The organism is Pseudomonas sp. GW821-FHT07B01, from assembly GCF_059419065.1.
This window is the reverse complement of record NZ_JBWKRA010000022.1, coordinates 1-26,871: the sequence shown is the minus strand read 5'-3', so window position 1 is coordinate 26,871 and position 26,871 is coordinate 1. Positions and strand designations below refer to the sequence as shown.

Annotated in this window: 21 protein-coding genes; 6 read left to right on the top strand and 15 right to left on the bottom strand. The window is 60.1% G+C overall.

Annotation, left to right across the window (positions count from 1 at the left end; genetic code table 11):
- Nucleotides 1–192 precede the first annotated feature (192 nt).
- Complete coding sequence (locus AC07S6_RS21410; protein WP_495112985.1) at nt 193–1,752, top strand: hypothetical protein; 1,560 nt, start codon at nt 193–195, stop codon at nt 1,750–1,752.
- Between the two features lie 57 nt (nt 1,753–1,809).
- Here the strand turns inward: AC07S6_RS21410 and AC07S6_RS21405 are convergent, their stop codons facing one another.
- From AC07S6_RS21405 to AC07S6_RS21385, 5 genes are all read right to left on the bottom strand, one after another.
- Nucleotides 1,810–1,989: a hypothetical protein gene (locus AC07S6_RS21405; protein WP_495112984.1), complete on the bottom strand. Its 180-nt coding sequence runs from the start codon at nt 1,987–1,989 to the stop codon at nt 1,810–1,812.
- Nucleotides 1,990–2,145: 156 nt separating this feature from the next.
- Nucleotides 2,146–3,318 carry a lactonase family protein gene (locus tag AC07S6_RS21400; protein WP_495112983.1) on the bottom strand — a complete coding sequence of 391 codons (1,173 nt, stop codon included), beginning with the start codon at nt 3,316–3,318 and terminating at the stop codon, nt 2,146–2,148.
- On the bottom strand, nt 3,308–3,595 hold the full coding sequence (locus AC07S6_RS21395) for a DUF5629 family protein (RefSeq protein ID WP_014718303.1): 288 nt from the start codon (nt 3,593–3,595) through the stop codon (nt 3,308–3,310). The genes AC07S6_RS21400 and AC07S6_RS21395 overlap by 11 nt, the downstream gene beginning before the upstream one ends.
- A 491-nt stretch (nt 3,596–4,086) precedes the next feature.
- Nucleotides 4,087–6,462: an efflux RND transporter permease subunit gene (locus AC07S6_RS21390; protein WP_133633834.1), complete on the bottom strand. Its 2,376-nt coding sequence runs from the start codon at nt 6,460–6,462 to the stop codon at nt 4,087–4,089.
- A gap of 18 nt (nt 6,463–6,480) precedes the next feature.
- Nucleotides 6,481–7,518 (bottom strand): WD40/YVTN/BNR-like repeat-containing protein, encoded by a 1,038-nt coding sequence (locus AC07S6_RS21385; protein ID WP_197884091.1) that lies wholly within the window; start codon nt 7,516–7,518, stop codon nt 6,481–6,483.
- A 331-nt stretch (nt 7,519–7,849) separates the two neighbouring features.
- On the opposite strand from AC07S6_RS21385, the gene AC07S6_RS21380 reads away from it, so the two are divergent.
- Nucleotides 7,850–8,209: a hypothetical protein gene (locus tag AC07S6_RS21380; protein WP_495112982.1), complete on the top strand. Its 360-nt coding sequence runs from the start codon at nt 7,850–7,852 to the stop codon at nt 8,207–8,209.
- Between the two features lie 222 nt (nt 8,210–8,431).
- On the top strand, nt 8,432–9,547 hold the full coding sequence (locus tag AC07S6_RS21375) for a Gfo/Idh/MocA family protein (RefSeq protein ID WP_495112981.1): 1,116 nt from the start codon (nt 8,432–8,434) through the stop codon (nt 9,545–9,547).
- Between the two features lie 114 nt (nt 9,548–9,661).
- Here AC07S6_RS21375 and AC07S6_RS21370 read toward each other — a convergent pair whose 3' ends face one another.
- The 10 genes from AC07S6_RS21370 to AC07S6_RS21325 form a co-directional block, all read right to left on the bottom strand.
- Nucleotides 9,662–11,365: an AMP-binding protein gene (locus tag AC07S6_RS21370; protein ID WP_130175682.1), complete on the bottom strand. Its 1,704-nt coding sequence runs from the start codon at nt 11,363–11,365 to the stop codon at nt 9,662–9,664.
- Between the two features lie 31 nt (nt 11,366–11,396).
- A complete protein-coding gene (locus AC07S6_RS21365) occupies nt 11,397–12,695 on the bottom strand; it encodes an acetyl-CoA C-acetyltransferase (RefSeq protein WP_020301535.1) in 1,299 nt (432 codons plus the stop codon).
- Nucleotides 12,692–13,582 carry a MaoC/PaaZ C-terminal domain-containing protein gene (locus tag AC07S6_RS21360; protein ID WP_495112980.1) on the bottom strand — a complete coding sequence of 297 codons (891 nt, stop codon included), beginning with the start codon at nt 13,580–13,582 and terminating at the stop codon, nt 12,692–12,694. Before AC07S6_RS21360 ends, AC07S6_RS21365 begins: the two co-directional genes overlap by 4 nt.
- Before the next feature lie 3 nt (nt 13,583–13,585).
- Complete coding sequence (locus tag AC07S6_RS21355; RefSeq protein WP_336826387.1) at nt 13,586–14,929, bottom strand: 3-oxoacyl-ACP reductase; 1,344 nt, start codon at nt 14,927–14,929, stop codon at nt 13,586–13,588.
- Nucleotides 14,930–15,081: 152 nt separating this feature from the next.
- The gene (locus tag AC07S6_RS21350; RefSeq protein WP_495112979.1) at nt 15,082–17,592 is read right to left on the bottom strand and encodes an acyl-CoA dehydrogenase; all 2,511 of its coding nucleotides are present in this window, start codon (nt 17,590–17,592) and stop codon (nt 15,082–15,084) included.
- 248 nt (nt 17,593–17,840) lie between these two features.
- Nucleotides 17,841–19,250 carry an outer membrane protein transport protein gene (locus AC07S6_RS21345; protein WP_060764225.1) on the bottom strand — a complete coding sequence of 470 codons (1,410 nt, stop codon included), beginning with the start codon at nt 19,248–19,250 and terminating at the stop codon, nt 17,841–17,843.
- Between the two features lie 125 nt (nt 19,251–19,375).
- Nucleotides 19,376–19,879, bottom strand: a complete 504-nt coding sequence (gene praB, locus AC07S6_RS21340; RefSeq protein ID WP_034126044.1) for an alkane oxidation protein activator PraB — start codon at nt 19,877–19,879, stop codon at nt 19,376–19,378.
- 134 nt (nt 19,880–20,013) lie between these two features.
- Nucleotides 20,014–20,508 (bottom strand): alkane oxidation protein activator PraA, encoded by a 495-nt coding sequence (gene praA, locus AC07S6_RS21335; RefSeq protein WP_047710679.1) that lies wholly within the window; start codon nt 20,506–20,508, stop codon nt 20,014–20,016.
- A 125-nt stretch (nt 20,509–20,633) separates the two neighbouring features.
- Nucleotides 20,634–21,914 carry an alkane 1-monooxygenase gene (locus AC07S6_RS21330; protein ID WP_019820221.1) on the bottom strand — a complete coding sequence of 427 codons (1,281 nt, stop codon included), beginning with the start codon at nt 21,912–21,914 and terminating at the stop codon, nt 20,634–20,636.
- A 295-nt stretch (nt 21,915–22,209) separates the two neighbouring features.
- Nucleotides 22,210–23,208, bottom strand: coding sequence for an alpha/beta fold hydrolase (locus AC07S6_RS21325; protein ID WP_495112978.1), 999 nt, complete (start codon nt 23,206–23,208; stop codon nt 22,210–22,212).
- A gap of 287 nt (nt 23,209–23,495) precedes the next feature.
- Here AC07S6_RS21325 and AC07S6_RS21320 point away from each other — a divergent pair, with 287 nt between their 5' ends.
- From AC07S6_RS21320 to AC07S6_RS21310, 3 genes are read left to right on the top strand one after another with little or no spacing between them, the layout of a single operon-like run.
- Nucleotides 23,496–25,034: a flavin-containing monooxygenase gene (locus AC07S6_RS21320; RefSeq protein ID WP_495112977.1), complete on the top strand. Its 1,539-nt coding sequence runs from the start codon at nt 23,496–23,498 to the stop codon at nt 25,032–25,034.
- On the top strand, nt 25,031–25,921 hold the full coding sequence (locus tag AC07S6_RS21315; protein ID WP_020301543.1) for an SDR family NAD(P)-dependent oxidoreductase: 891 nt from the start codon (nt 25,031–25,033) through the stop codon (nt 25,919–25,921). Before AC07S6_RS21320 ends, AC07S6_RS21315 begins: the two co-directional genes overlap by 4 nt.
- Before the next feature lie 15 nt (nt 25,922–25,936).
- Nucleotides 25,937–26,794, top strand: a complete 858-nt coding sequence (locus tag AC07S6_RS21310; RefSeq protein WP_495112976.1) for a metal-dependent hydrolase — start codon at nt 25,937–25,939, stop codon at nt 26,792–26,794.
- The last annotated feature ends 77 nt before the right edge of the window (nt 26,795–26,871 follow it).

Genomic DNA, 26,871 nt, shown 5'->3' with positions numbered 1-26,871 from the left:
AGAATCCTCACGATGTGCGCTGCTGGCTTACCGTTATCAGACGCCTGAAATCGCAGGTTGCCTACTGTCAGAATTAACAGGTAGTGCTGGGTTGCCCTGGCTCGGCACCTGTTAATTCTGACAGTAGCCAATACCCGGATTCAGGCGCTTGATAGCGCCAACAGCACACGTCTCAGGATCAGGAGAACAGTCATGCCAGCCAAAAAAAACCAGATATCCGCGCCTGCGACCAAGCCAGCAGTGGCAGAGGGAAATACCAAAACCAAAGCCGCTGCCAAACAGAAGGTTCCGGCCCCATCACACACCATCATGACGCTGGAGGAAAAGAAGGCGCCCAAGTACCTCGACCGGCTTTACATTCCCGGCATGAGTGAGAACGTCAAAGGCTACGACGCTGGCGTCCCGAAGTGGTTGTTTGAGTCGCGCGCGACGATTCAAGTAGACAAAGGCTGGGCCGCGGCCCCTGGCGATGTCATTACGGTCGGTAAACTACTCGACAACGGCACCGTGTCGGTACTCGCCACCAAGCAGCTTAAACCTGGCGAGGAGCTGAACAACGCCTACTTTTTCGCCGCCGAACAGAAGGACCTGCCCGACGGCCCGTATGCCCTGGTGTATGTGGTCCACTATGCCGGAGGCACGGACTACGACAGGTCTTACCCGCTGCTGACGCTGGTCAAGACCGACCTTCCCGCCGGTAACGACGACGATGGCCCTACAGTACCCGGGCATTCAGGACTGAAATTCAGCGTATCCGAGACGGTCATCGTCCCAGGCAATGCCAGCAAAGGCGTCACGATCACGCTACAGCCACCTCCAAACACCAACCCAACCGATGAAGTCGATCTTCACTGGGGATCGGTGATCAAGACGCAAAACATTGCGGGGCCTCTCAAGCCCACAGTGATCCTGGTGACCTATGCGGATCTGGTTGAAGCAGGCGACAGTGATCGCTTGCTCGTCTGGCTCGAGGTGCGAGACCTAGTGGGGAATATCTCGACGCCTGGTTCGGCCAGCGTGGAGGTCTCGGTGAACCTGGGCCAGCAACTGACGGATGGCCCAGTCATCGTCAATGGCGGGCCACCTGGCTATATCGACCTTGAAATCGTGGGGGAAAACCCTCTGGAGCTGCAGGTTCGCACGCCGTCAAGCGTGGGCCAGGTGGGTGATCTTTATGATGTGATGTTCCGCATCTACCCGCCTAAAGGTGGCGTCAAAATCATTCACAAATTTGTCGAGATCAAACGAGGTGGCCAGGTCTATTCAGTGTTCATCGATTACCTTGATATACGGATGGCCGCTGAAGGCCGGGTGGAGACCAGCTTCGTATTGAGAAAATCCGGCCCGCCCTACGAGGTGTACTCCAAGAAAACCAGCGCCGAGGTCAGAGGCTCAGTGGTTCGCCTGGAGGCACCGGACCTTGAGGGCTACCCAGCCGATGACATCGGTAACGACCCGGCGCATGTCATCGCACGCTGCCCCTACTATGCCTGGCGGCAACCCACCGACGAGATTCTGTGGATCTTTCGACTTGTAAAAGGGTTGAACGAGGTGATCCTCCATACCGAGACACAAGTCGTCGGCCAATCCTGGCCCGTCGGTGCGCCGGTCAAGCAGGTGTTTTACTGGGAACAATTGCGCCAGTTCAAAGGCTATCGTCCCGAGTTCTATTACGTGATCTCGACCAGCTTCACCCGCGCGCGCGCAATAGACTTGAATGAATCCTTGCGCCGGGTGTTGACCATCCGCTAGATACGTCAAACCCCAAGGCACTCTCGCGAGTGGCTTGGGGTTTGAATCCCTCGACAATCAGTTTTGAATCTTGTGATCTAGCGCCGCATAAAAGTTGGCACTCTGTTGCAGGTATTTCTGGGTATAGGCCGTGACATTGGATTTTTTGCCGCTGACTTCCACGCTGGCAGCGGCAGGCAATGCCACAGTGGCGGAAACAGCAGAAGCAGCGATGATCGAGAAGAGATTGAAATTCATGGCGGTAACCCTTGTGTTCGTTTGGTTGGGTGGCCTGGGAAGGCCTTGGAACCCAACTTACGCCCGAGGGTTGAACCTTAGAAATGCTTTGAAACAGTAGCCGTTATCACTGCGATTAATACAAAGGCACAGGCCCCGCAGTGCGGGGCCTGTGGCTTATTGACGCACCAGGAACTTGAGGTCACTGGGGGCATCAATCGGCAATTTCTGCACGGTTTTACCCAGCAGGCCGGTCTTGGGGTCGCGCTCGACGACGACAATTTCATTGCTTTTCTGGTTGGCGATCAGCAGGAATTTGCCGCTAGGGTCGAGGCTGAACTCACGCGGATGGTCGCCTTCGACAGAACGGCGCTGGATTTCCTTGAGGTGCGCGGTGGCCGGGTCGATGCTGAACACCAGCATCTGATTGGCCGTGCCACGGTTGCTCACGTACAGGAATTTGCCGTCGTTTGACGCATGCAACGCCGCACCGGCCTTGTCGGACACCGATTGGCCGGCGGCATAGTCGAGCAACTGGGTTTGCGTCAGCTTGCCGTCGTTGTAATCGAACACGGCTACCTGGGCGCTCATCTCAGTGGTCAGCCAGGCGTGCTTGCCGTCCGCGCTGAACAGCAAGTGACGCGGGCCGCTGCCCGGTGGCAACTGCACCGACGCCGGGTCGGCCGCCGTCAGTGGCAGCTCATGATTGGCCTTGGGGTCGTAGCGGTAGGCAAACACCTTGTCCGCCCCCAGGTCCTGCACAAATACATACTTGCCGTCCGGCGACGACACCACCGAATGCACATGATTGGACGCCTGGCGCTCCGGGTTCACACGGCTGGCCGGGTGCCCGCTCAACTGCACCGGTGCCGACAGCTTGCCGCTGGCATCCACCGGCAGGATCGCGAGGCTGCCACCCGGGTCTTCCACCACCGAATAGTTGGCGACGAACAGGTAGCGCCCATCGGCGGCCACACTGGAATGGGTCGGCTCATTGCCCAGGCTCTGCACCTGGTTGATCAGGGTCAACTGGTGGTTCTGGGGGTCGATGCTATAGCTGCTGACACGCCCCACCGGGTCTGCCTGGCCGGGGCCGTTTTCATTGACCACAAACAACTGCTTCTGGTCTTTGGAAATCGTCAGCCAGGAAGGGTTGGCGGTTTTCGCCGCCAGCACCGGCTTGCCGCTGAACTGCCCGGTGCTACTGTCGAATTGCAGGCGGTAGATCCCTTCACTGGTGCCGGCCGTATAGCTGCCGACCAACAGTTCATGGATATCGGCCGGTGCGGCCTGCACCGACATCGCACCGACACTGCCTGCCATCAGCAGGGGCCAGAATTTACGCATCATCTGCTTCGTCCTCGTCGTTATTGTTGTCGCCCTGGATGGCGCTCAAGCAGACCAGACGGTGTTCACCGTCGTCGTTGATCAGCAACCAGCTTTGCAAGCTCTCGTCAAAGGTAGCCGCCTCCAACTGTTCTGGACTGAAGGTCCAGCGCTTGAGTTCCCGGCCATCCATGCTTTGGATCTGCAGTTGCTGATCAAGCTCGAAGTCAAAGGCGTGCAGCCCATTGATGATCAGCATATCGCTGGTAGCAAGGACGCGAGTCAGGGTGTCGGCAGTCATGGCAGTCAATCATTTTGGGGAAAGCCGCAATGATAGCCCAGGCTGTAACCTAGAAGTTGAACACTGCGGTGATGCTATCGCAGCATAGGTATCTACAACTTCGGTACGACGCTAAACTTGTGGCGAGGGAGCTTGCTCCCGTGACGGCCTGACAGCCAACGCCCGCCTACCTGACACCCCCACGATCAAACTGTGGGAACTGGCTTGCCTGCGATGGCGGCCTGACGGCCGACGCAGTTATACCGGGTAAATATCCATTCCTGCGGTATCAGACATGTAGGCGCTCTGATCCAACATCCCAGTTGGCTGCCAGGCCGTCTTCGCAGGCAAGCCAGCTCCCACACTTGGCACGGTGCGTCAGTTGGATCAGCTTCGGCTGTCAGGCCGTCACGGGAGCAAGCTCCCTCGCCACAGGTCCAGCTTTGCGCCAACGTTGTGTAGATACCTATGCCTATCGCAGGCAAGCCCGCTCCCGCCTTTTGGGAGCAGGATCAATGCGCGAACAACGAGTTGCCCTTCTGCCCTGCCAGCTTCTCAGGCTTGATCAGGAATCGCGCCAGCGCCGGCAACAGCCACAGCGCGCCGAACATGTTCCACAGCAACATGAAGGTCAACATCAAACCCATGTCGGCCTGGAACTTGATGGCCGAGAATATCCAGGTGCACACGCCGATGGCCAGGCACAGGCCGGTGAACAGCACGGCCTTGCCGGTGGATTTCAGCGTCTGGTAGTACGCCTCTTGTAGCGGCAGGCCGGCGCGCAGGAAGCTTTCCAGGCGGCTGTAGATGTAGATGCCATAGTCCACGCCAATCCCCACGCCCAGAGCGACCACCGGCAAGGTCGCGACCTTGACACCAATGCCCATGAACGCCATCAGCGCGTTGCCCAATACCGAGGTCAGCACCAGCGGCAACACGATGCACAGGGTCGCCGCCCAGGAGCGGAAGGTGATCATGCACATGGTCGCCACGCACAGGTACACCAGGATCAGGATAATCAGCTCCGACTCCTTGATCACCTCGTTGGTGGCCGCTTCGATCCCGGCATTACCCGCTGCGAGGATGAATTCCAGGCCGTCCTTGTTGTTTTCCTTGGCGAAGTCCTGCACCGCATGCACGGCGCGGTCGAGGGTTTCGGCCTTGTGGTCGTTGAGGAACACCAACACTGGCGCCAGGGAGCAATTGTTGTTGTACAAGCCATCGGCACGGGCGATGGAGTTGTTCAGCACATCCGGGTTGCGCGATAGGGTTTCCCATTTCAGGTTGCCTTCGTTCATGCCCTTGATCATTTGCTTGGACACGGTCACCAACGAGATCGCCGACTGCACGCCCTCGGTGTTCTGCATCTTCCACATCAACTGGTCGATGGGCGCCATGGCTTCATAGCGCGAGCAGCCTTCGGCCTTGGTCTTGACCATCACCACCAACACGTCGGAGCTGGTGGAGTAATTGCTGATGATGAAGTTGTTGTCCTTGTTGTAGCGCGAATCCGGGCGAAGTTCCGGTGCGCCTTGGTCCAGGTCGCCGATCTTCAGGTTCTGGCTGTACCAGAGGCCGCCACCAAAGGCGATCAACGCCAGGAACACCGAAACCGGCGCGACTTTCGGGCTGGCGAATTTGGACAGCAGACGCCAGAAGCTGTGTTCGCGGTTCGCGTCTTTCTTGCTCTTGGCGATGGCACGCTTGCTGATGCCCACGTAGGAAATCGCGACCGGCAGCAGGATCAGGTTGGTGAACACGATCACCGCCACGCCGATGGACGCGCCAATAGCCAGTTCGCGGATCACGCCGATGTCGATGATCAGTAGCGTGATGAAGCCCACCGCATCCGCCAGAATGGCGATCATCCCCGGCAGGAACAGTTGCCGGAAGGTGCGCCGCGCAGCGGTCAGGGCGTTGTCTGCCTCGCTGGATTGCAGGGCAATGCCGTTGATCTTTTGCACGCCATGGGAAATGCCGATGGCGAAGATCAGGAACGGCACCAGCATTGAATACGGGTCCAGTCCGAAACCGAAGAAGTGCATCAACCCCAGTTGCCAGACCACCGCCACCAATGTCGTGCTCAACACCGCGATGGTGCTGCGCAGGCAGTTGGTGAACCACAGCAGCAGAATCAGGGTGATGACGAACGCAACGCCGAAGAACAGCACCACCATCACCAGGCCATCGATCAGGTCGCCGACCTTTTTGGCAAAGCCGACAATATGAATCTTGACGTTGGGGTTCTGGGTTTCGAACTTGTCGCGGATCTTGTCTTCCAGTTCATGGGAGAACTTGCGGTAGTCCAGGGCCAGCAACTTGCCCTGGTCCTGCGGGTCCGGGTAGGACTCCAACAGCGGGATATCAACGATGCTCGACTTGAAGTCATTGGCCACCAGCCGCCCGACCTGGCCGGACTTGAGCACGTTATTGCGCAACTGGTCGAGGCTCTGCGGCGAACCGTTGTAGCTCTGCGGGATCACTTCCCCGCCGGCAAACCCTTCTTCGGTCACCTCGGTCCAGCGCACGCTGGGGCTCCACAGCGACTTGAGGCCCGAGCGGTCCACACCAGAGATGTAGAACACCTCGTCGTGGATCTGGCGCAGGGTCTCCATGTACTCCTTAGTGAAGATGTCGCCGTCCTTGGCCTCTACCGAAATACGCACGGTGTTGCCCAGGTTGGCTAGGTCGTTGCGGTGCTCCATCATCTTTTCAATGAAGGGGTGCTTGAGGGGGATCATCTTTTCAAAGCTGGTGGACGGGCGAATCAAGGTCGCCTGCCAGAACAGGAAGATACTCACCAGCAGGCAGATGACGATCACCGCCGGGCGATTGTTGAAGATCAGACGCTCAAGAAAGGTCGCTTTATCGTTGTGATGACTGCTCATTGAATCCCCGCCTTCTTATTATTTTGAGAGCTCTGCGCCGGCCGAGGTGGCAACCCGCACGCCACCCTGCCCCGCGAGGACCAAATTGCCATTGCCTGCTGCCGTGACCGCTGAGAGTGAAATGCGGTCCGGGCGATTGAACACACTGAAGGTCTGGCCGTCGTCATGGCTGACCACCACGCTGCCGCCGTTGCCGACCACAACAATGGAACCGTCCTCCAGCAAGGTCGCCCCCGACAGGCCAAACTCCAACGCGCCACGCGCCGCGTTCAACTGGACCTGCTCCCAGGTGCTGCCGAAATCGGTGGAGCGGTAGAGGTTGCCGCGCAACCCATACGCCAGCAGGGTTTGCGGCTGTGCGGTGCTGATCACGCCAAACAGCGAACCCTCGTAGGGGCCTTCGAGTTTTTCCCAGGTCTGGCCGTCGTCGCTGGAGCGAAACATGCTGCCTTGCTCACCGACGATAAACAGGCCGGCGCCCTTGACCTGGGCGATGGCGTTGAGGTGGTACTGGTCTTCGTTGTCGAGACGCTCGCTGACATCGTTCCAGGTTTTGCCGCCGTCGGTGGTTTCGATCAGCGCACCGTAGGCGCCCACGGCCAGGCCGTGGTTGGCGTCGTTGAACCACACATCGAGCAACGGTGCTTCGCGCTTGAGGTCTTGATATTGCTGGGTCCACGTGGCGCCGCCATCGGTACTAGCAAGAATCTGCGCATCATGGCCGACGGCCCAGCCGTGCTGGTCATCGACGAAAAACACCGCCGTGAGCAGTTGCCGAGTGGGCACTTTGGCTTGGGTCCAGGTGTTGCCCTGGTCATCGGAATAGAGGATATGCCCACGATCACCGACCGCCACCAGGCGCTTGCCTGCGTGAACCACGTCGATCATCAAGCCTTTGGCGGCCCTGGGGGATTCAATTGCAAAGACTGCGGCGGCGGGGGTATCGCTGGCAGCCAGAACCGGCAGCGACAATGCGCTGCCAGCGAGCAGCGAGAGCGCTGTGGCCAGCAACGCAACCCTGCGTGCGGCGCGTGGGCGGCAAACAACCCAACCCATGACAGGCTCACTCATAGACCTTTCTCCCATTTATTATTGTTAGGTCGTCTTCTGTTCCAGGACCTTGAAACCTGCAATCTAGAGCGCCTGGAGGAAGCAGAGGCCATCCTATCGGGCTTTGGAATCGTCTGACAATCGGCGCTACGTTATCTTTTGTTAACTGATAGCCGCAAAGCGAAGGCTGAATAGCCGAGCATTCGGCGCAATGATGGCGTTTTAACCTGTAATAGCGGAAATTTCGGCAGGCATATTCGGAAACGGCTTACTGGCTGGCCGTTTGCGAGCTGAACCACAATCGTCGCTCAAATCTTGCCATACGGACGCGACAACCATGAAAGCCAACGCCCTAACCCTATTAGTTTCTTGCCTGCTCCTGGTTTCCTGTACGACCTACGACCGCACATGGGTCAAGGCTGACGCTTCCCGCGAGCAACGTAAGCATCAGGAGGCCGCGTGTGAAGCGGATGCGCTACGAGCGCTCCCCCCGAATAATGTAAGGGCTTCGGCAACGTCCACACGCTCAACCTGCTCAAGTAGCGACAGCACCTGCAAAAAAAAGAACGAACAGACGGACACCGAGTACAGCTATACGGATAAAAACCGCCTGCCTCGGGAAACGCTGATCAAGGACTGCATGTTCAGAAATGGCTGGAGTCGCACAAAAGTCGAACGGCCACTGATCAAATGGTGAGCAGGTGATGATGGTGATCGTTCCCACGCTCCGCGTGGGAATGCAGCCTGTGACGCTCCGCGTCACGACGCTGAAGACAGACGCAGAGCGTCCAGTGAGGCATTCCCACGCGGAGCGTGGGAATGATCAGGGAGAATGAATTTTTATTCCATCTATTGAATTTAGCGAATTTTTATTCCATTAATGACGTTCCTGAAAACAATAATCCAAAGGACCACGACGATGCGTGAACTCGGAATCGGCTTGATCGGCACAGGCTTCATGGGCCGCGCCCACGCGCTGGCGTTCAACAACGCTCGAGCGGTATTTGAACTACCCGTGCAGCTCAAGCTGGCCGCCCTGGCCGATGCCGACACCGAACGCGCCCAGCGTTGCGCCAGCGCCTGGGGGTTTGCCCAGGCCCATGGCGACTGGCAAGCGTTGATCAATGACCCCAAGGTCGATGTCGTGGCTATCACCACCCCCAACCACTTGCATTACCCCATGGCCATGGCCGCGATTGCGGCGGGTAAAGCGGTGTATTGCGAGAAACCCCTGGCCGTCAGCCTTGAACAAGCCGACGCTATGCGCCGCGCCGCCCATACCGCCGGAGTGGTAACGCGGGTGGGTTACAACTACCAGCACAACCCGATGATCGTGTTGGCGCGGCAGATGATCGCCCAAGGCGAACTGGGCCAACTCATCAGCTTCCAGGGTGAGTTCAGCGAAGACTTCATGGCCGACCCGGCCTCCCCTTGGTCGTGGCGCTGCGAAGTGGAGCACGCTGGCGGCGCCCTGGCTGACCTGGGCAGCCATTTGCTGTCGATGGCCCGCTATCTGCTGGGCGAGGTCACTCATGTCTGTGCCGACACCCAGACCGTGCACGGCCAGCGCCCCACCACTGCCGGCAGCCCAACCTCAAAAGCCATTGCCGTGGATGACCAGGTGCATGCCCTGTTGCGCTTCGCCAACGGCGCCCGTGGCACGGTGAGCAGCAGTTGGCTCAAGCACGGCTATAAGAACCATCTGAGTTTCGAGATCAGCGGCACCCAAGGCACGCTGGCGTTTGACCAGGAACGCTTGAATGAACTGCGCCTGTACCGCATCGGCCAGGACGGCTTCCAACGCGTGCTGGCTGGCCCTGCCCTGCCCGGCTATGCGGCATTCAGCCCGGCGGCGGGGCACCAGTTGGGTTACAACGAATTGAAGACGTTGGAAGTGCACGAGTTGATCATGGCCCTGGCCGGCCAAGGGGCCCAGGGGACGGACTTTGAGGCTGCTTGGGAGGTGGAGCGGTTGGCGACGGCGATTCGAGTGGCCGCCCTTGAGGAACGCTGGGTGAAAGTGGGCACGGTTTAAACAGTGGGAGCGGGCTTGCTCGCGAATACGCTGTGTCAGTCGGCACATTCAGTGCCTGAACCGCCGCTTTCGCGAGCAAGCCCGCTCCCACATTTGGTCATCTGAACCATTCAATCAGCGCAAGGCCCGACGCAGCACTTTGCCCACCGTGGTCTTGGGCAGTTCCGTGGTGCGAAACTCCACATACTTTGGCAGCTTGTACCCCGTCAGGTACTCTCGGCAGTGAGCAAGAATCTGCTCCTGTGTCAGGCTCGGGTCCTTGCGCACGACGATGATCTTGACTTTCTCCCCGGTCACCGCATCTTCCACACCAATGGCGGCCACTTCGGCGACCCCAGGGTGCATAGCCACCACGTCCTCGATTTCATTGGGGTACACGTTGAAGCCCGAGACCAGGATCATGTCCTTCTTGCGGTCCACCAGGCGGATATACCCGCGTGCGTCCATCACGCCGATATCCCCGGTAGACAGCCAGCCCTCGGCATCCAGCACCTCGGCGGTTTCCTTCGGCCGTTGCCAGTAGCCCTGCATCACTTGCGGCCCACGTACTTGCAACTCGCCCTGCTCGCCGATATCCGCCAGTTCGCCGTCTTCGCGTACGAAGCGCACCCAGGTAGAGGGCAATGGCACGCCAATGCTGCCGGTGAATTCCATCTCGCGCATGCGGGAAATATCAATGGGGCTGATGCTCACCACGGGCGAGCATTCGGTCAGCCCGTAGCCTTCGATGATCGGCAGCCCGGTTACTTCCTTCCAGCGCTTGGCCACCGCGGTGTGGGTGGCCATGCCGCCAGCAATCACCAGGCGCAGGTCGGAAAAGTCCCGTGCACAGAACTCCTTGTTTTCCAGCAAGCCATTGAACAGCGTGTTCACCCCGGCAATGCCATTGAAGCGTTCCTTGCGCAGGATCATCTGCACGCGCTTCACGTCCCGAGGGTTGGCGATGAGGATATTGCGCCCGCCCAGGCACATGAACATCAGGCAGTTCACCGTCAGTGAGAAGATGTGGTACAGCGGCAGCAAGGTCACGTTGGTTTCCTGCTTGTGCAGGTTTAACTGATCACCGACCCAGGCCTTGGCTTGCAGCAGGTTGGCAATGATATTGCGATGGCTGAGCATCACGCCCTTGGCATCGCCGGTGGTGCCGCCGGTGTATTGCAGAAAGGCCAGTTCATCGCGGTGCAGGCTGACCGGTAAATGGTGCATGGCCCTGCCCTGTTTGAGCACTTGGTTGAAACGCAGCGAACCGGGCAGCCTGAAGGCTGGTACCTGCTTCTGCACGCTGCGCAGGATGAAGTTCATTGCCGCGCCCTTGAAGGTGCCCAGCAAGTCACCGATCGCCGCGACCACCACACGCTTGACGCTGCTGCCGACCATGGCTTTTTCCAGGGTATGCGCGAAGTTTTCGAAGATCACCACGGTTTCGGCGCCACTGTCCTTGAGCAGGTGCTTGAGCTCGTGGGCGGTATACAACGGGTTGACGTTGACCACCACTGCCCCGGCCAGGATCGTGCCCAGCAGGCAGATCGGGTACTGCAAGCAGTTGGGCATCATCAGGGCCACGCGATCGCCCTTCTTCACGCCCTGGTCCTGCAGCCAGGCGGCAAAGGCAATGCCCTGGGTGCGCCAATCGGCATAGGTCATTTCAGTACCGATGCTGACGTAGGCCACCCGCTCACGGAATTTTTCCAGGTGCTCAAGGAACACTTCGCGCAACGACGGGTAGTCCTCAATCCCGGCCTCTATATCCGCCGGCACGCCAGGCAGGTATGTGTTCAACCAGATGCGTTCGGTGTGTTCCAGGCTGATCGCGTTCATCGCAGTGTCCTTATTGTTGTTTTTGATAGCGCTACTTTTCGACGATGGCGGTGATGCCCAACCCACCCGCCGCGCAGATCGAGATCAGGCCGCGACCGCCACCGCGTTCATGGATAGCCTTGGCCAGCGCCGCCAGCTGCCGGCCACCGGTGGCCGCAAAGGGATGGCCGCAACCCAGTGAGCCGCCGTTGACGTTCATCTTGGCCCGGTCGATGGCGCCCAGGGGGGCGTCAAGGCCGAGTCGCTCGCGGCAATACTGCGGGTCTTCCCAGGCCTTGAGCGTGCACAGCACCTGGGCGGCGAACGCTTCGTGGATCTCGAAGAAATCGAAGTCGGCAAACCTCAAGCCTTCCCGCGCAAGCATGCGTGGCACGGCGTAAGCCGGCGCCATCAGCAGGCCCTCGGTGCCGTCGACAAAATTCACCGCAGCCGTTTCGCCCGTGCGCAAGTAGGCCAACACCGGCCAGCCATGGGCGGCGGCCCATTCTTCACTGGCCAGCAGTACCACCGAGGCGCCATCGGTCAGGGGCGTGGAGTTGCCGGCGGTGAGCGTGCCGTTCTGGCGGTCGAAGGCCGGCGACAAGCCGGCGAGCTTTTCCAGGCTGATATCGGCACGCAAGTTGTTGTCACGGGCCAAGCCGCGGTGGGGGCTGATCAGGTCGTCGAAGAAGCCACGTTTATAAGCCGCATCCAGGCGCTGGTGGCTGGTGAGGGTCAGCTCGTCCTGGGCCAGGCGTTTGATCTGCCAGCGCTTGGCCATTTCTTCGCAGTGCTCGCCCATGGACAGCCCGGTGCGCGGCTCGCCATTGCGCGGCAGCAATGGTTTGAACAGCATCGATGGGCGCACTTTCATCAAGGCCTTGAGCTTGTCGCCCAGGCTTTTGGCGCGATTGGCCGCGAGCAAGGTATGGCGCAAGGATTCGTTGATGCCAATGGGCGCGTCGGAGGTGGTGTCGGCACCACCGGCAACGCCCACTTCGATCTGGCCGAGGGCGATTTTATTCGCCACCAGCAGCGCAGCTTCAAGCCCTGTGCCACAGGCTTGTTGCACATCATAGGCAGGGGTTTGCGCAGACAACGTGGTGGACAACAGCGCCTCGCGGGCCAGGTTGAAATCCCGCGAGTGCTTGATCACCGCTCCGGCAGCAAACTCACCCAGGCGTTGGCCGTGCAGGTTGTAGCGCTCCACCAATCCTTGCAGGGCGGCGACCAGCAGGTCCTGGTTACTGTCGTGGGCATACACCGTGTTGGAGCGCGCAAATGGAATACGGTTGCCGCCGATAATCGCCACGCGGCGGGTCGGGGCCGGGGTAAAACTGTAGTCACTCATTGCTGGCTCTCTTTCCAAATGAATAGCCCGCGCATATGGGGCTTGTCCCCGACAAAATTGCGCACTTCGAACTCGCGCCGTGGCCCGCTCGCCGGATGGCGCCACAGGGCGACCTGGCCGGGCAGGAAGATCGGCAATTTGAAGTCGCAATGTGCCTCGGCCTGGTCCAGGCCACCGGGCGGCTGTTGCGCTGCCAATGCGCGGCCCAGGGTCCACATGCCATGGGCGATGGCGCGACGAAAGCCGAAGAGCCTGGCACCGATGACCGACGTGTGAATGGGATTGAAATCCCCCGAGACCTTGGCAAAGCGTCGCCCCAGGTCGGCGGGCAGTACCCAGCGCTGGGTGCGTAACAGGCCATCTTCCTGCAGTGGCAGAGGGTCATTCCAGGGTTCACCCACCGGATTGCTGACGTCACGGCGCAAATACAGGCTATCGCTTTCCCACACCAGGGTTTCCTGGCTGTAGGCACGGGTAGCAATGCTCAACGCCTGCCCTTTGGGATGGGCCACCCAGCGCTCGCAATACACCTCCAGGCGCAACGCCTGACCCTCGTACAAGCGCTGGTGCTGACGAATACGATTGGCCAGGTGCACCATGCCACTGGCCGGGTACGGAAAGCTTGGCCGAGTCAGCAGCATGAGGTGCAGTGGGAACGCCAGCACATGGGGATAGGACAATGGCACGCCCTGCTCGCGACGAAAACTACACGCCCGTGAGTAAGCGGCGATACCGGCCGACGAAAGCTCCACCGCGCTGCGCACTAGGCGTGCGGTGGGCAATGGCGGCGCACCGTCGGGCTTGGGTTTGCGCAAGGCGCGCAGGCCGTCGAGCAACAACTGCGTGCGCGACGGCGGTGGGTCGATGATCTGTGTCACGTAGTCCATCGGTCAGGCTCCCAACAGGCTTTGGCCGCACACCCGCACCACCTGACCATTGACGCCGCCCGACGCCGGATGCGCCAGCCAGGCGATGGTCTCGGCCACGTCGATGGGTTGCCCGCCCTGGGACAACGAATTCATGCGCCGCCCCGCTTCGCGGATCATCAGCGGGATCTTCGCGGTCATCTGGGTCTCGATAAAGCCGGGTGCCACCGCGTTCACCGTGACCTGCCGGGCTGCCGCACGCGGCGCCAGGCCCTGTACCAAGCCGATCACCCCGGCCTTGGACGTGGCGTAGTTGCTCTGCCCCAGGTTGCCGGCGATACCGGAAATCGACGACACGCACACAATGCGCCCACCAGGGTTCAAACCCTGACTGTCGAGCAAAGCCTCACTGAGCTGCCACGGCGCTTCGAGATTGACCGCCAGGACACTGCGCCAGGCGCCCTCGGTCATTTTGGCGATGGTCTTGTCGCGCGTGATGCCGGCGTTGTGCACCACCACATCAAAGGCGCCATATTGGCTGACGTGGGTTTGCAACAGCGCGGCGGTGTCGGCGGCGGTGATATCCAGGGGCAACGCCGAACCGCTCACGCTGGTCGCCGCCTGCTGCAAGGCTTCCTGGGCCTGGGGCACGTCCACACACACCACATGGGCACCGTCGCGCGCCAGCACCTGGGCAATCGCCAGGCCGATGCCACGGGAGGCGCCGGTGACCAGGGCACGTTTGCCGGCAAAGGGTTTGTCCCAGTTGATGGCGGCGTGGCCATCGACCGGTTTTTCCAGGCGCACCACCTGCCCCGAGACATAGGCGGAACGGCGCGACAGGAAAAACCCCAGGCTGCTGTCCAGCGCGTCTTCCGCGCCCGGCGCCACGTACAGCAGTTGCACGGTGATCGCGCGGCGCAGTTCCTTGGCCAGCGACCGCACCAAGCCTTCAAGGGCGCGTTGGGCGATGGCCTGGGGCAAGTCGTCGCAATGCTCGGGTGCCGTTCCGAGCACCACTACTCGGCCATGCTGGCCGAGGCGCTTGGCATTGCTGTGAAAGAACAGGTAGAGCTCATCCAGCTGCTGCAGGTCGGTCACGCCGCTGGCGTCGAACACCGCGCCTTGCACCTTGACCGTGGACGGTGCCTTGAGCGTCGCCGGGCTCGCGGCGACGGTGTCGGTGGCGCTGAACACGCGCTGCACCGAGGCCACCAGCCGCCCTGCCCCGGCGATGATCACAGGATTAGCCAGGCCGGCCTGGCCGCTGCGATGCCGTTGCAGGGGCAAGGGTTGCGGCAAGCCGACCGCCTGGGCCAGACGCCGGCCCCAGGGGGAATTGACGAACGAAAGGTAACTGTCACTCATAGAGGGTTCCACTCACAACACAATGGCTGTCTTGTAAACCCGATCGAATGGGGGAGCTGGCTTGCCTGCGATGCCGACGACTCGGTGTATCAGTCAAACCGAGGTGATGCCATCGCAGGCAAGCCAGCTCCCACAGGTGGACCGGGTTTCTCTTAATTGACCGGAGCGCTGCGCCGTTTGGCCACCGGCTCGAGCGCCTGCTTACGCTGCTGCAGGGCCTCCAGCAAACCAAAGTCCTGGGGAAAGTCGTCCACCTGGATACCGTGGTCGGCGTATTCCACATAGCGCGCCAGCAAGGCGTCTTCGTCGTCGCTGATCAAATCCAGCGCCCGCGCCTTCACGCGCCAGTCGGTGAAGGCGGTGGCAGAGATCGGCAGCGGACCGAGCAGACCTTGCTTGATGGCGGGTTTGAGCCGCGCCTCGATCAGCTCCACTTGGGGCAGCAAACGGAAACCCAATTCGCCGTAGGCCAGCTTGTCGACTTCCGGACGGGGAATGTAGGAGTTGGCTAGCAAACGGTCGCGGGTTTCGCCAGGGGTCTGCACCACCTCCGCCACCTGCGCCAACAGGCGATCCGACGGTTTGCGCTGCGGGATGCCAAACGGAAAACTCAACGTGCGCACTACTGCTGCTGCGGGTTTTGAAGGGTAGTTGTCGAGCACTTCGGCCAAGGCTTCGTGGGCGCGCAACAAGGCGTCCTGGGCCGCCCAGTGCACCAGCGGCAAGTCCGCCTGGGGCCTGCCGTCATCCTCGAAGCGCTTGAGCACGCAAGACAGGATGTACAACTGCGACAAAATATCCCCCAGGCGCCCGGTGATACTTTCCTTGCGCTTGAGGGCACCTCCCAGCACGCCCATGGAAATATCCGAGATCAGCGCCAGCACCACCGACAACCGATTGGCCTGGCGGTAGTAGGCAGCCAGCGCCGAGTCGGTCTTGGCCGGGGCCGCAATCAGGCGTCCGCCGGTCAGGGCATGCACCGCTGCGCGTACGGTGTTGGCCACGACAAAACTCACATGGCCAAACATTGCGCTGTCGAAGTCTTCCAGGGCCTTGCGCCGGTCGGGGTTGTGCGCCGCTTCCATCTCACGGAACACGTAGGGATGGCAACGAATCAAGCCCTGGCCAAAGATGATCAGGCAGCGGGTCATGATGTTCGCACCTTCCACCGTAATGGCGATGGGGCTTTGCTGGTAGGCACGGGCGAGGAAGTTATTGGGGCCCATGCAGATGCCTTTGCCAGCGACGATGTCCATGCCGTCGTTGACGATGATGCGCGCCCGCTCTGTGACGTGGTACTTGGCAATGGCCGAGATCACCGACGGTTTCTCGCCGGCGTCCAGGGATGCCACCGACACCTTGCGCACCGCATCACAGGCATACAGATGCCCGGCCATGCGCGCCAGCGGCGCCTGTACACCTTCGAACTTGCCGATGGGCAGGCCGAATTGCTTGCGCATCGCCGCATAGGCTGTGGTACCGCGCACCGCCACTTTACCCAGGCCGACGTTGGCCGATGGCAGGGAAATCGCCCGGCCTGCCGCCAGGCATTCCATCAACATGCGCCAGCCGTTGCCGATTTGTTCGCGACCACCGATCACCCACTCCAAGGGAATGAACACATCCTTGCCGGTAGTAGGGCCGTTCTGGAAAACCGCATTCAACGGCCAGTGACGCCGGCCGCTGTTTACCCCTGGATGGGAGGTGGGGATCAACGCACAGGTAATGCCCAGGGAACCAGGCGCGCCAAGCAAGCCCTGCGGGTCTTCGGCGCGGAACGCCAGGCCCAGCACCGTGGCAATCGGGCCGAGGGTGATGTAGCGCTTGTCCCAGGTCACTTTGAAACCCAGTACTTCCTCGCCCTCATGCATGCCTTTGCAGACGATGCCCAGGTCAGGGATCGCGCCGGCATCGGAGCCGGCATAGGGGCTGGTCAGGGCGAAACACGGAATATCGTCACCGCGTGCCAGGCGCGGCAGGTAGTAGTTGCGCTGAGCGTCGGTGCCGTAATGCAGCAGCAGCTCGGCCGGCCCCAGGGAGTTAGGCACCATCACCGAAATAGCTGCCGCCGAGCAACGTGTCGACAGCTTCATCACCACCTGGGAATGGGCGTAGTGGGAGAAGCCTTTGCCGCCGTACTGCTTGGGAATGATCATGCCGAGGAACCCGGCCTCCTTGGTGTACTGCCAGCCCTCGGGGGACATGTCCTGCCAGACTTGCGTGGTTTCCCAGTCGTTGGCGATGTCGCACAGGGTTTCGACTTCGTTGTCGAGGAAAGCTTGCTCCTCCGCGCTCAGGCTGGCCGGCGCGGCTTGCAGCAGACGCTGCCAATCGGGTTTGCCGCTGAACAGCTCGGCATCCCACCACACCGTGCCGGACTCGATGGCCGCACGCTCGGTATCGGACATCGCCGGCATGATTGTACGAAACAGGCCCAAGGCCTTGGTGGTCAGCAGCTTGCGGCGCAGGGGTTTGATTGCCAGCACCAAGGCGGGCAGCACCACCAACACTGCCGCCAGGGCAATGCCTGGCACGGCCACTGCGTTGAACAGGTAACCCACCACCAACCAGACCAGGCCAGCGCCCAGCCACAAGGTAGCGGCGCCTTGTCGATACGCCAGGGTAATCGCGGCGGCGAGACCCACCAATAACCAGATAAGCATGGGGATACCTCTACTTGATTCAGGGTGTGGCAAACGCATGAGCAGCTCGACATGAACTGCGGCTAAAAATCACACTACAAACTTCAAAGCGTAAATTCAAATTTTGTTTTGAAATTTTTATTTAATCGCTGAGCGAAAAAATAGCGGCTGAACAGGCCCGCCTCGGTCGTCATGATTGGATGGGATCAATCAGGGTCGCCTATGCGACCCCGCTTCCAGCCTTCAAGCCATCTTGCGCTCGCACTGGATCAGAACGCGTAAGTCGCTGAGAGACTGACTACTTCGCCTTTGGCATCGGCTTTTCCATCGAGCGTGGCCCCACCCAGGCGATCCTGGTTGTGGGTTCTGAGCTTGGCTTTCTCAACGAATTGCCGTGAGTAGGCACCGTCGATACTCAAACCTGGAATCGCGCGAATGTTGTAGCCAAACCCCAGGGAGGCGAAAATCCGGTCACCGTCTGGGATACGTGGGTCACGTGTGGAGTTGCGCGTGGGCGTCTGGTCGGTTGCGACACCCGCACGGAAGGTAAAGTCGTCGGTGAATTTGTAGTCACCGCCGAGCGACACCATCCAGGCGTCCTTGTAGTTGTAGGGAATCGACACGATCTGCGTCCCCTCTGACTTCAATGTCAACGCCTTGAACGAGGACCATTGGGTCCAGGTGACGCTGGCGCCCAGCGTGAGGCGATCGTTGAACTGATGGACCCAGTCGATGGAAGCGTTGGCTGGCACATCCAGTTGCGTTGACGCCTTGGCACCATTGACGTTGAGGTCCAGCCCCGGGTATGCCAAGGCTGGCAGGCCACCTTCGATAAGTGACTTGTTTGCCTCGTCAGCATAAATGCTGTACTTGCCTTCCAGTTTGTTCTTGATCTTCGCGTGATAATTCAAGCCCAGGGTATCGAATTCGGTGGGTTTCCAGACCACGCCCGCAAACCAGCCGACCGAGGTGTTATCCACCTTGACCCGCATCAGCGATGAGCCCACTCCCGAGGGGAACGGTATGCCGATTTCAGGTGACAACGCTGCTGCGGAATACAAGTCGAGATTCTGGCTTACAAAGCCTTTGGTGTGCTGGACAATCGCGCCGGCACCCACCGAAAACTCATCATTGACCTTGAACGACAAGGAGCCTGTCACCCCTACCGTTTCAATGCGCGTATCGACGGCAAAGTCGCGACCGATCCAGTCGTCATCCCAGGTCGTGCGTGCGCCCATCGGCACCACTTGGCTGAGCCCGAACGCAAAACGGTCGTTGAGCGGTATCACCATGAAGCCGGTGGGGAGCCAAGCGGTAAAGCCGCCTTGCCCGCCATCGCCGGTGCGAGGCGTAGAACTTAAATCCGTTGGGTCGACGGCCACAGGCGCGTTGCCTGCGTAATCCTTCGCCGTGCCCTTGTATTTGACATTGATACGAGCGTAATCGACGGTAAATTGGGAGATCGTGTGATCAATGAATGCCATGCCGGCCGGGTTGTTGTAAGCCGCGGAGGGATCATTCTGGAACAGTGAGCCACCGCCGAAGGCACGCCCCCATCCTGGAGCACCAAAGGTCGGCGTCGAAAAACCGCCGGCGTGTGCGTGTCCCGTTGCCGTGATCAGGCCGCCAAGAATCGCCAGGCTCAATAACGTGCGTGCCTGCTGTTTCTTATTATTCATGCTCCACTCCTTATTGTTTTTATCCTCCAGGATCGGTTTTCCCGACCTGGGTTCCCGCAGCCAGTGCCTCTTGCGAGGCACTGGTGTTTTCAACGTGTGATCATCACGTCAACCACTCACGGCACTTACGGGGTCACGGTAAAGGCCGGGCTTGGGGTAGCGGTCAGAGCGGTAATTTTGCAGGAGCCAACCGTTTGGGCGCTGGGTACGGTCAGGGTATTGGTGGAGTTTTTGAAGCCGACATTGATGGTCACTGGCGAGGCGGAGCAGTTGTTGAGAATTTTGAAGTTCACACCTGAAACCGTACCGTTGAAGGCATCAGGACCGCCACTTGCCACGTTCAATGTCCATGGCAAGCCCAGCAACTGAGGGACACCACAGAGCGCGTTGGAACCGCTGACCTGCGCGCCGGTAATCGAGGCACTCGCCCCGTTGGCGGCGACCGAGCCAGTAAATACGATGTTGCACGTCACCGGCAGGTTCAACGAAGCGGGCGACGTGACCGTGATGGACCCCGCAGTGGTGAATCCCTTACCGGCAGGCGCAATAGTTGCCGCATTGGCCATTGAAACAGCGCCAAAGCACAGAGCAAACGAAGTTGCACAAACGAGGGTTTTCAAGCTTTTCATTGTTTTTCCTCACATGTTATGGCGATTCATTTCGCCAGGGGTAATGGCCATGATCGAGAGGTCACGGTGAAACTGCAGAACTTCCCTTTCCAGCCAAATTTCAATGTATTTACCGCTACAACAGTCGGAACGCGTTATTCGACAACTTTGAAGTTGGGCGGCATCTTGATCGACACCGTCTTGATCTTGCAGTCTTCGCCAATCGCCACATCGCTGGCTTCCAACTTGCCGGTGGCGTTATCCCAAGTTCCGTCGGCCGTCGACGGCCCACACTTGCCGCCCAGGCCAAAGGCATGCACGTCCACGCTGATCTTCGACATGGAGCCGCTTTTTGTATCTTTGGCGATTAACACCCAAGGCAAGTTGATGGCTTCGACACGGCTGCACTTGAGGCCACCGTCGAACTCGACTTTGTCGACATTCACCGATGAACCATCGGCTGCAACCTTGCCGGCTACCTTGATGGTGCAGTCGGCACTGATGAGCTTGCCTTTGGAAAAGCTGATAGGTCCTTGGGCAGTGAAGGCACTGCCAGCGGGTTCGATACGCGCAGCCTGAGCCTGGTGATACACAATCAGGCCCATGGCCGCCAAGAAGATGTGGGCGGTGAACTTGGCAGAACTTTGCATGGTGTACGTCCTTCCCTTGAAATTATTGTTGTAGGGTCAAACCAGGTTCTTGCACTCAAAACGCCGGGCGACAAGGACCTGCGCGATACACAGATCCCGAGTACACCCTGAAGGCTTACTTCATCTCAAAACGGCTTGGCACTACCGCTGTACTTCTCCAGATACTTCAAACGCTTTGACGGCTGAAGATTGGTCAGGTTGATATCGCCGGCATAGTGATTCAGTACACGATGGTCCATGCGACGCCGCCACAAGTACGGCACATAAGCCCAGACAATCATGCTGGCGTAGCCATATGGAAGTTGCGGTGATTCATCAAAGTGACGCAGCGACTGATAACTACGCGTGGGGTTGGCATGGTGATCGGAGTGCCGCTGCAACTGGAACAGAAAGATATTGGTGACAATTCGATTACTGTTCCACGAGTGACGCGGCGAGCAGCGTTCATAACGGCCATTGGGCAACTTCTGACGCTTGAGGCCGTAATGCTCGACGTAGTTCACCACTTCCAGCAACGAGAACCCGTAGATGCCCTGGATAATCAGGAACGGAATTACCGCCGCCCCCAGCCAGGCAATCATTGCGCCCCACAACACCACGCTGTACATCCAGGCGCTGAGCACCGCGTTCTTCCAGTGCAGGGCCGGCAGGCCGAGTTTGCGCAGGCGTTCGCGCTCCAGGTTCCAGGCCGACACAGCGCTGAACCACACCGAACGCGGCAGGAATGCCCAGAAACTTTCACCCAGGCGCGAGCTGGCCGGGTCTTCCGGCGTGGCGACCCGTACGTGATGGCCACGGTTATGTTCGGTGTAAAAGTGGCCATAGAAGGTCGGCGCCAGGGTGACTTTGGCCAGGAACACTTCCAAGGGCTTGGGTTTGTGCCCCAGCTCATGGGCGGTGTTGATGGCAATGCCGGTGGCGGCCCCGGTGGACATGGCCATGCCCACATACGTCAACCAGCTGACTGCACCGTGAAGTTCAGTGCGTGCGGTGATGAACGCGGCGGTCCTGGCCAGCCAGCTCGAGGGTTCCAGGGTGGCCGTGGCCTGTAACAGGCCGCCGTTGATGATCCAGTCGATACCGCCCGCAGCGAGCCAACCGGTGATCACCACCGAGGCAATCACAAACAGCACGCCGGTGTAGACGATCCAGCGGTAGTAGCGTTGGGATTCAAGGTGGCTGACCGCAGATTCGGGCGGGTTGCTGACGTCTTCGCCGAGCAGGCCGTCAATCAGCGGGATCAAGCCGAAGATCACCAGCACGCCCACCCACCACAGTTGTTGCACGCCTGTGGTGATGGCAAGGGCGCCGGAGAGCAAGGGCGTCGCCAGCGGCATAATGCCCAGCCACCACAGGTGGCGTTTGCCGTCGGCCCACACGGTCGCAGCTGCCAGAGTCTGGTTCATGGCAGCCTCCGCACACATTCGGTAGGCAATGCGGCAGCGGTGCGCTGACTGCTGCGAGAAATCATGCATGCGATAAAAGGCGTTTTTTTCATTATTTTATTCGCTCTTAGGCATTTCAAAAATAATTTCAAATTACACATTGAAATAATTTTTTTAAATAAATAGCGCGGAATCGTTAGGTCGTCAACTAGTTTCTCCAGCCCTTTTTTCCGTGACCGAGCAGTCTCTTTTCAGCCGTTTGGTCAGGTGCTCAAGGGCAGGCGTCAACGCCAGGCGCCGCAGTCAGGTGGCACTGTTACTGGCTCGCCAGGGCGACGGGTGGGTTTAACGGACGGACGCTCTCGCCGGGTCGAGCCCGCTTGGCCACCTGCTCCACCAGCGCCGCCACGCGCTCGGTGGCGGTGATCGGCAACATATGCCCACGGCCTTCGATCACCTGCATTTTCAGCCCTGGCACCTTGCTGGCCAGGGCCTGGCCGTGTTTCTGGAAGTCGAGCACCTTGTCCTGCGCCCCGTAGATCAGGCCGATGGGCAGGGTCAATCGGGAGTAGCGCTTGACCATCTCCGGCAGGTGGTCGTTGACCCGGTTGATCTCGGTGGACGCGGCGTAGAAATTGTCGGGTCGCATGCCCAGCAAACCGCCGCCACGGGTGGCGAAGTCTGGCGGCGCAGGATCGGGGGCAAATACGCCCTTCACCACCGAGTCTTTGGTCAGCAGGCCGATGGGCAGGGTCAAGGTGTGCGCCACCCAGCGCCGCAGCCAGGCCGGGCGCACGGCCAGAGACAGAAACACCAGCGGCAGCATGCGTTGGGGGTGAGTCAAGGGCGCAACCAGCACCAACCCGGACACCGCATGAGGATGGTCGAGGGCCAGCGCCAGGGCAATCGCGCCGCCCAGAGAGTGCCCCAGTATCAGCGGCTTGCCCAGATCCAGCGTCTTGATGAAGGCCGCGATTTGTCGCGCCTGGGCCGGCAAGTCTGCCGGCGTGCCGCTGTGCCGGGTGGAATAGCCTGAGCCCGGCCGGTCGAGGCTGATGACCCGAAAATGCTCACGCAACTTGCCGGACAAGGCATAGGTCAGGTTGCGACTGCTGCCCATCAGCCCGTGAATCATCACCAGCGGCGGGCCCTTGCCCTCTTCGACATAATGAAAGCGCTCGCCATCCACCTCGACGAAACGCCCTTTGATCGGCACGGTCGCTTCAATGCGCCGCGTCATCCAGGCACTCAAGCCCCATAACGCAGCACTGGCGCCCGCCAGCACACCCGCAGCGACAACCCATTCGACAGCCATAGCTCGGTCCTCTGCTTCCCTGCTGCTGGCGACCCGACCGGAATTGATCTGGCCCCAGCCATCGTCCACACCCTGGACCTAGACTCCATGCATACCACGTTCGTCCGTCGGACAAATCGCTCATGCGCAACAAGGCCCTAGCGTAGGCGAATTTTTCAGGTAGATTATTTAAAATCTTTTTTAAAATAAATAATTCAATTTTCCTTTGCAATGGTGTTCTATCTAAAAGACAAAACAAAAACAGGAGCACATCCGATGCCCAAGCGCTTTATTGACGAGGCAGCCCTATGAATGCCCCCAGTGACTCAATCGACATCGCCATCATTGGCTCCGGGTTCGCGGGCCTGTGCATGGCGATCAAACTCAAGGAAGCCGGGCTCACCGAATTCTTTATCGCCGAACAGGCCCAGACCCTCGGCGGTACATGGCGCGACAACCACTACCCAGGTTGCGCCTGCGACGTGCAGTCCCATGTGTATTCGTTTTCCTTTGCGCCCAATCCGAACTGGACGCGACAGTTCGCGGCGCAACCCGAGATCCGCGCCTATCTGGAAGACTGCGCCAGGCGCTTCGAACTGGCGCCCTACCTGCGCTTTGGCATGGGCCTGCAACGTGCGGTGTTTGATGAACAGCAGCAGCGCTGGCAGCTGACCTTCAGTAACGGCCGCCACGTCAGCGCACGGGTGCTGGTGTCGGGAATGGGGGGCTTGTCGCGCCCGGCAATGCCGGATATCCCAGGGCTGGACAGTTTCAAGGGCAAGCGCTTCCACTCCCAGCAGTGGGATCACGAGTACTCCTTGAAGGGCAAGCGCGTGGCGGTGATCGGCACCGGTGCCAGCGCCATCCAGTTCGTGCCACAGATCGCCCCGCAGGTAGCGCACCTGGACCTGTTCCAGCGCACACCGCCGTGGATCATGCCCAAGCCTGATCGGCCGATTTCCGCTGCCGAGCGCTGGTTGTTCAAGCATGTACCGCTCACCCAGAAGCTGGTGCGTGCTGCGCTTTACTGGGCACTGGAAGGCCGCGTGGTGGGCTTTGCCCTGCATCCACGCCTGATGAAAATGGTGCAGAAAATCGCCCTGCGTCATCTGCGCAAACAGGTGGCCCGCCCTTCCCTGCGCAAAACCCTGACGCCGGACTACACCATCGGCTGCAAGCGCGTGCTGATTTCCAACGATTACTACCCGGCACTCTCGCGCAGCAATGTCGAGGTGGTCACCGACAACGTGCTGCGCATCGAAGCCGACGGCGTGATCACCGCCGACGGTATCAAGCACCCCGCCGATTGCCTGATCTTCGGCACGGGTTTCCAGGCCAGCGACCCGTTGCCCCGTGGCTGCATCATCGGCCGTGACGGCACCGACCTGATGGATGCCTGGCGCGATGGCGCCCATGCCTACAAAGGCACCACCGTGCCGGGCTACCCGAACCTGTTTCTGATCGTGGGCCCCAATACTGGCCTGGGGCATAACTCGATGATCCTGATGATCGAGGCCCAGGTCGCGTACATCCTCGACGCCCTGAAACACATGCAGCGCCAGCGCCTTACCACGGTAGAGGTCAAGCCCGCCGTGGAGCACGCCTACAACCAGCAGTTGCAGGACAAGCTCAAGCGCACCATCTGGAACACCGGCGGCTGCCAGAGCTGGTACCTCGACCCGCGCACCGGCAAGAACACCACGCTGTGGCCCGGCTCGACCTGGCGCTTCAAGCAGGTCACCCGGCATTTTGCCCTCAAAGACTACAGCGTCAGCCAGGCGCCGGCGCCCGCCCTGCCGCGAGCGGTTGCAACGCCCCACTCCACCACAGAAGGCAGCCTGTCATGAAGTCATTCAACGGCCGCGTTGCGGCGATCACCGGCGCGGCTTCCGGCATGGGCCGCTCATTGGCCCTGGCCCTGGCGCGGGAAGGGTGTCATCTGGCGCTGGCAGACAAAAACAGCCAGGGCCTGGAACAGACCCTGGCGCTGATCCGCACCTCGACCTTGTCGCCCGTCACTGTCACCACCCAAGTGCTGGACGTGTCCGACCGCCAGGCCATGCACGATTGGGCAGCACGCTGCGTGGCCGAGCACGGCAAGGTCAACCTGGTCTTCAATAATGCCGGGGTGGCGCTGTCGAGCACCGTCGAAGGCGTGGATTACGCCGACCTGGAATGGATCGTCGGCATCAACTTCTGGGGAGTGGTGCATGGCACCAAGGCATTCCTGCCGTACCTCAAGGCCAGCGGCGACGGGCATATCATCAATACGTCCAGCGTGTTCGGCCTGTTCGCCCAGCCCGGCATGAGCGGCTACAACGCTACAAAGTTCGCGGTACGCGGCTTCACCGAAGCCTTGCGCCAGGAACTCGACCTGCAACGCTGCGGCGTGTCGGCCACCTGTGTACACCCCGGTGGCATTCGTACCGATATCTGCCGCAGCAGCCGCATCGACGCGAACATGACCGGTTTTCTCATCCACAGCGAGCAACAAGCCCGCGCCGATTTCGAAAAACTCTTCATCACCGACGCCGACCAGGCCGCCAAAGTGATCCTGCAAGGCGTACGCAAAAACAAGCGTCGCGTGCTGATTGGCCGCGATGCCTATTTCCTCGACCTGCTCGCCCGTTGCCTGCCGGCGGCCTATCAGGCGCTGGTGGTGTTTGCCAGCAAGCGCATGGCGCCCAAACCGCGCACGCCGGTGTTTGAAACCAACGACGAGCCTCGACTCTGAACAGGAGCACGCACCATGTTGCCGATCCGTCGCGATATCCGTTTTGCCTTGCCTGCCGAGCGCATCAAGAACTGGCACGAACAAGGGCCCGTGGTCAGCCATTTCTTCAATGCCCTGTCGCTGCTGTTTCCCCAGGGCGAGCTGTTCTTCATGGACAGCGTGCGCCACTACCGTGGGCAGATCGACGATGCCGAACTGAAAAAAGAGATCCAGGGGTTTATCGGCCAGGAGGCCATGCACAGCCGTGAACACGTGGCGTATAACGACTTGCTGCAAGCGGCCGGCCTGCCGGCGCACACCCTTGACCGACGCTTGAAGTTCTTCCTCGACCTGCAGAAAAAACACCTGCCGCCATCGTTCAACCTGGCGGTGACCATCGCCCTGGAACACTACACCGCCATGCTCGCGGAAATCCTGCTGAGCGACCCGTCGCGCTTTGGCGACTCACTCAAGGGTTACCAGCAGATGTGGTACTGGCACGCCCTGGAAGAAACCGAACACAAAGCCGTGGCGTTCGATGTGTGGAACACCGTGATCAAGCCAGGGCCGGCACGTTACCTGCTGCGCACCGGCACCATGCTGACCACCAGCGTGCTGTTCTGGGTGGTGGTGCTGGATTTTCACGTGCGCCTGTTGATTGCCGACCGCACTTCGGGCGTTACGCTGAAGGGCTTGTGGCGCATGGTGAAGTTCTTGTACGGGCCCAAGGGTGTGTTTCCACGGATGTTCCGGCCGTGGCTGCATTACTTCAAGCCGGGCTTTCATCCCTGGGATCATGACAACCGGGCGCGGTTGGCGGGCATTGACCGGTTGGTCGAAGAGATAGAGCGCACGCGCCGCAGTTACGACGCTTATCAAACTGACGCCTCCTGACCTAAATGTGGGAGCGGGCTTGCTCGCGAAAGCGGTGGGTCAGTCATATTGATGTCGACTGACACGCCGCCTTCGCG

What these genes read in the sequence shown, in the direction of transcription:
- AC07S6_RS21410 (WP_495112985.1), top strand. Translation starts at nt 193, where the DNA reads ATGCCAGCCAAAAAAAACCAGATATCCGCGCCTGCGACCAAGCCAGCA.
- AC07S6_RS21405 (WP_495112984.1), bottom strand. Translation starts at nt 1,989, where the DNA reads ATGAATTTCAATCTCTTCTCGATCATCGCTGCTTCTGCTGTTTCCGCC.
- AC07S6_RS21400 (WP_495112983.1), bottom strand. Translation starts at nt 3,318, where the DNA reads ATGATGCGTAAATTCTGGCCCCTGCTGATGGCAGGCAGTGTCGGTGCG.
- AC07S6_RS21395 (WP_014718303.1), bottom strand. Translation starts at nt 3,595, where the DNA reads ATGACTGCCGACACCCTGACTCGCGTCCTTGCTACCAGCGATATGCTG.
- AC07S6_RS21390 (WP_133633834.1), bottom strand. Translation starts at nt 6,462, where the DNA reads ATGAGCAGTCATCACAACGATAAAGCGACCTTTCTTGAGCGTCTGATC.
- AC07S6_RS21385 (WP_197884091.1), bottom strand. Translation starts at nt 7,518, where the DNA reads ATGGGTTGGGTTGTTTGCCGCCCACGCGCCGCACGCAGGGTTGCGTTG.
- AC07S6_RS21380 (WP_495112982.1), top strand. Translation starts at nt 7,850, where the DNA reads ATGAAAGCCAACGCCCTAACCCTATTAGTTTCTTGCCTGCTCCTGGTT.
- AC07S6_RS21375 (WP_495112981.1), top strand. Translation starts at nt 8,432, where the DNA reads ATGCGTGAACTCGGAATCGGCTTGATCGGCACAGGCTTCATGGGCCGC.
- AC07S6_RS21370 (WP_130175682.1), bottom strand. Translation starts at nt 11,365, where the DNA reads ATGAACGCGATCAGCCTGGAACACACCGAACGCATCTGGTTGAACACA.
- AC07S6_RS21365 (WP_020301535.1), bottom strand. Translation starts at nt 12,695, where the DNA reads ATGAGTGACTACAGTTTTACCCCGGCCCCGACCCGCCGCGTGGCGATT.
- AC07S6_RS21360 (WP_495112980.1), bottom strand. Translation starts at nt 13,582, where the DNA reads ATGGACTACGTGACACAGATCATCGACCCACCGCCGTCGCGCACGCAG.
- AC07S6_RS21355 (WP_336826387.1), bottom strand. Translation starts at nt 14,929, where the DNA reads ATGAGTGACAGTTACCTTTCGTTCGTCAATTCCCCCTGGGGCCGGCGT.
- AC07S6_RS21350 (WP_495112979.1), bottom strand. Translation starts at nt 17,592, where the DNA reads ATGCTTATCTGGTTATTGGTGGGTCTCGCCGCCGCGATTACCCTGGCG.
- AC07S6_RS21345 (WP_060764225.1), bottom strand. Translation starts at nt 19,250, where the DNA reads ATGAATAATAAGAAACAGCAGGCACGCACGTTATTGAGCCTGGCGATT.
- praB (WP_034126044.1), bottom strand. Translation starts at nt 19,879, where the DNA reads ATGAAAAGCTTGAAAACCCTCGTTTGTGCAACTTCGTTTGCTCTGTGC.
- praA (WP_047710679.1), bottom strand. Translation starts at nt 20,508, where the DNA reads ATGCAAAGTTCTGCCAAGTTCACCGCCCACATCTTCTTGGCGGCCATG.
- AC07S6_RS21330 (WP_019820221.1), bottom strand. Translation starts at nt 21,914, where the DNA reads ATGAACCAGACTCTGGCAGCTGCGACCGTGTGGGCCGACGGCAAACGC.
- AC07S6_RS21325 (WP_495112978.1), bottom strand. Translation starts at nt 23,208, where the DNA reads ATGGCTGTCGAATGGGTTGTCGCTGCGGGTGTGCTGGCGGGCGCCAGT.
- AC07S6_RS21320 (WP_495112977.1), top strand. Translation starts at nt 23,496, where the DNA reads ATGAATGCCCCCAGTGACTCAATCGACATCGCCATCATTGGCTCCGGG.
- AC07S6_RS21315 (WP_020301543.1), top strand. Translation starts at nt 25,031, where the DNA reads ATGAAGTCATTCAACGGCCGCGTTGCGGCGATCACCGGCGCGGCTTCC.
- AC07S6_RS21310 (WP_495112976.1), top strand. Translation starts at nt 25,937, where the DNA reads ATGTTGCCGATCCGTCGCGATATCCGTTTTGCCTTGCCTGCCGAGCGC.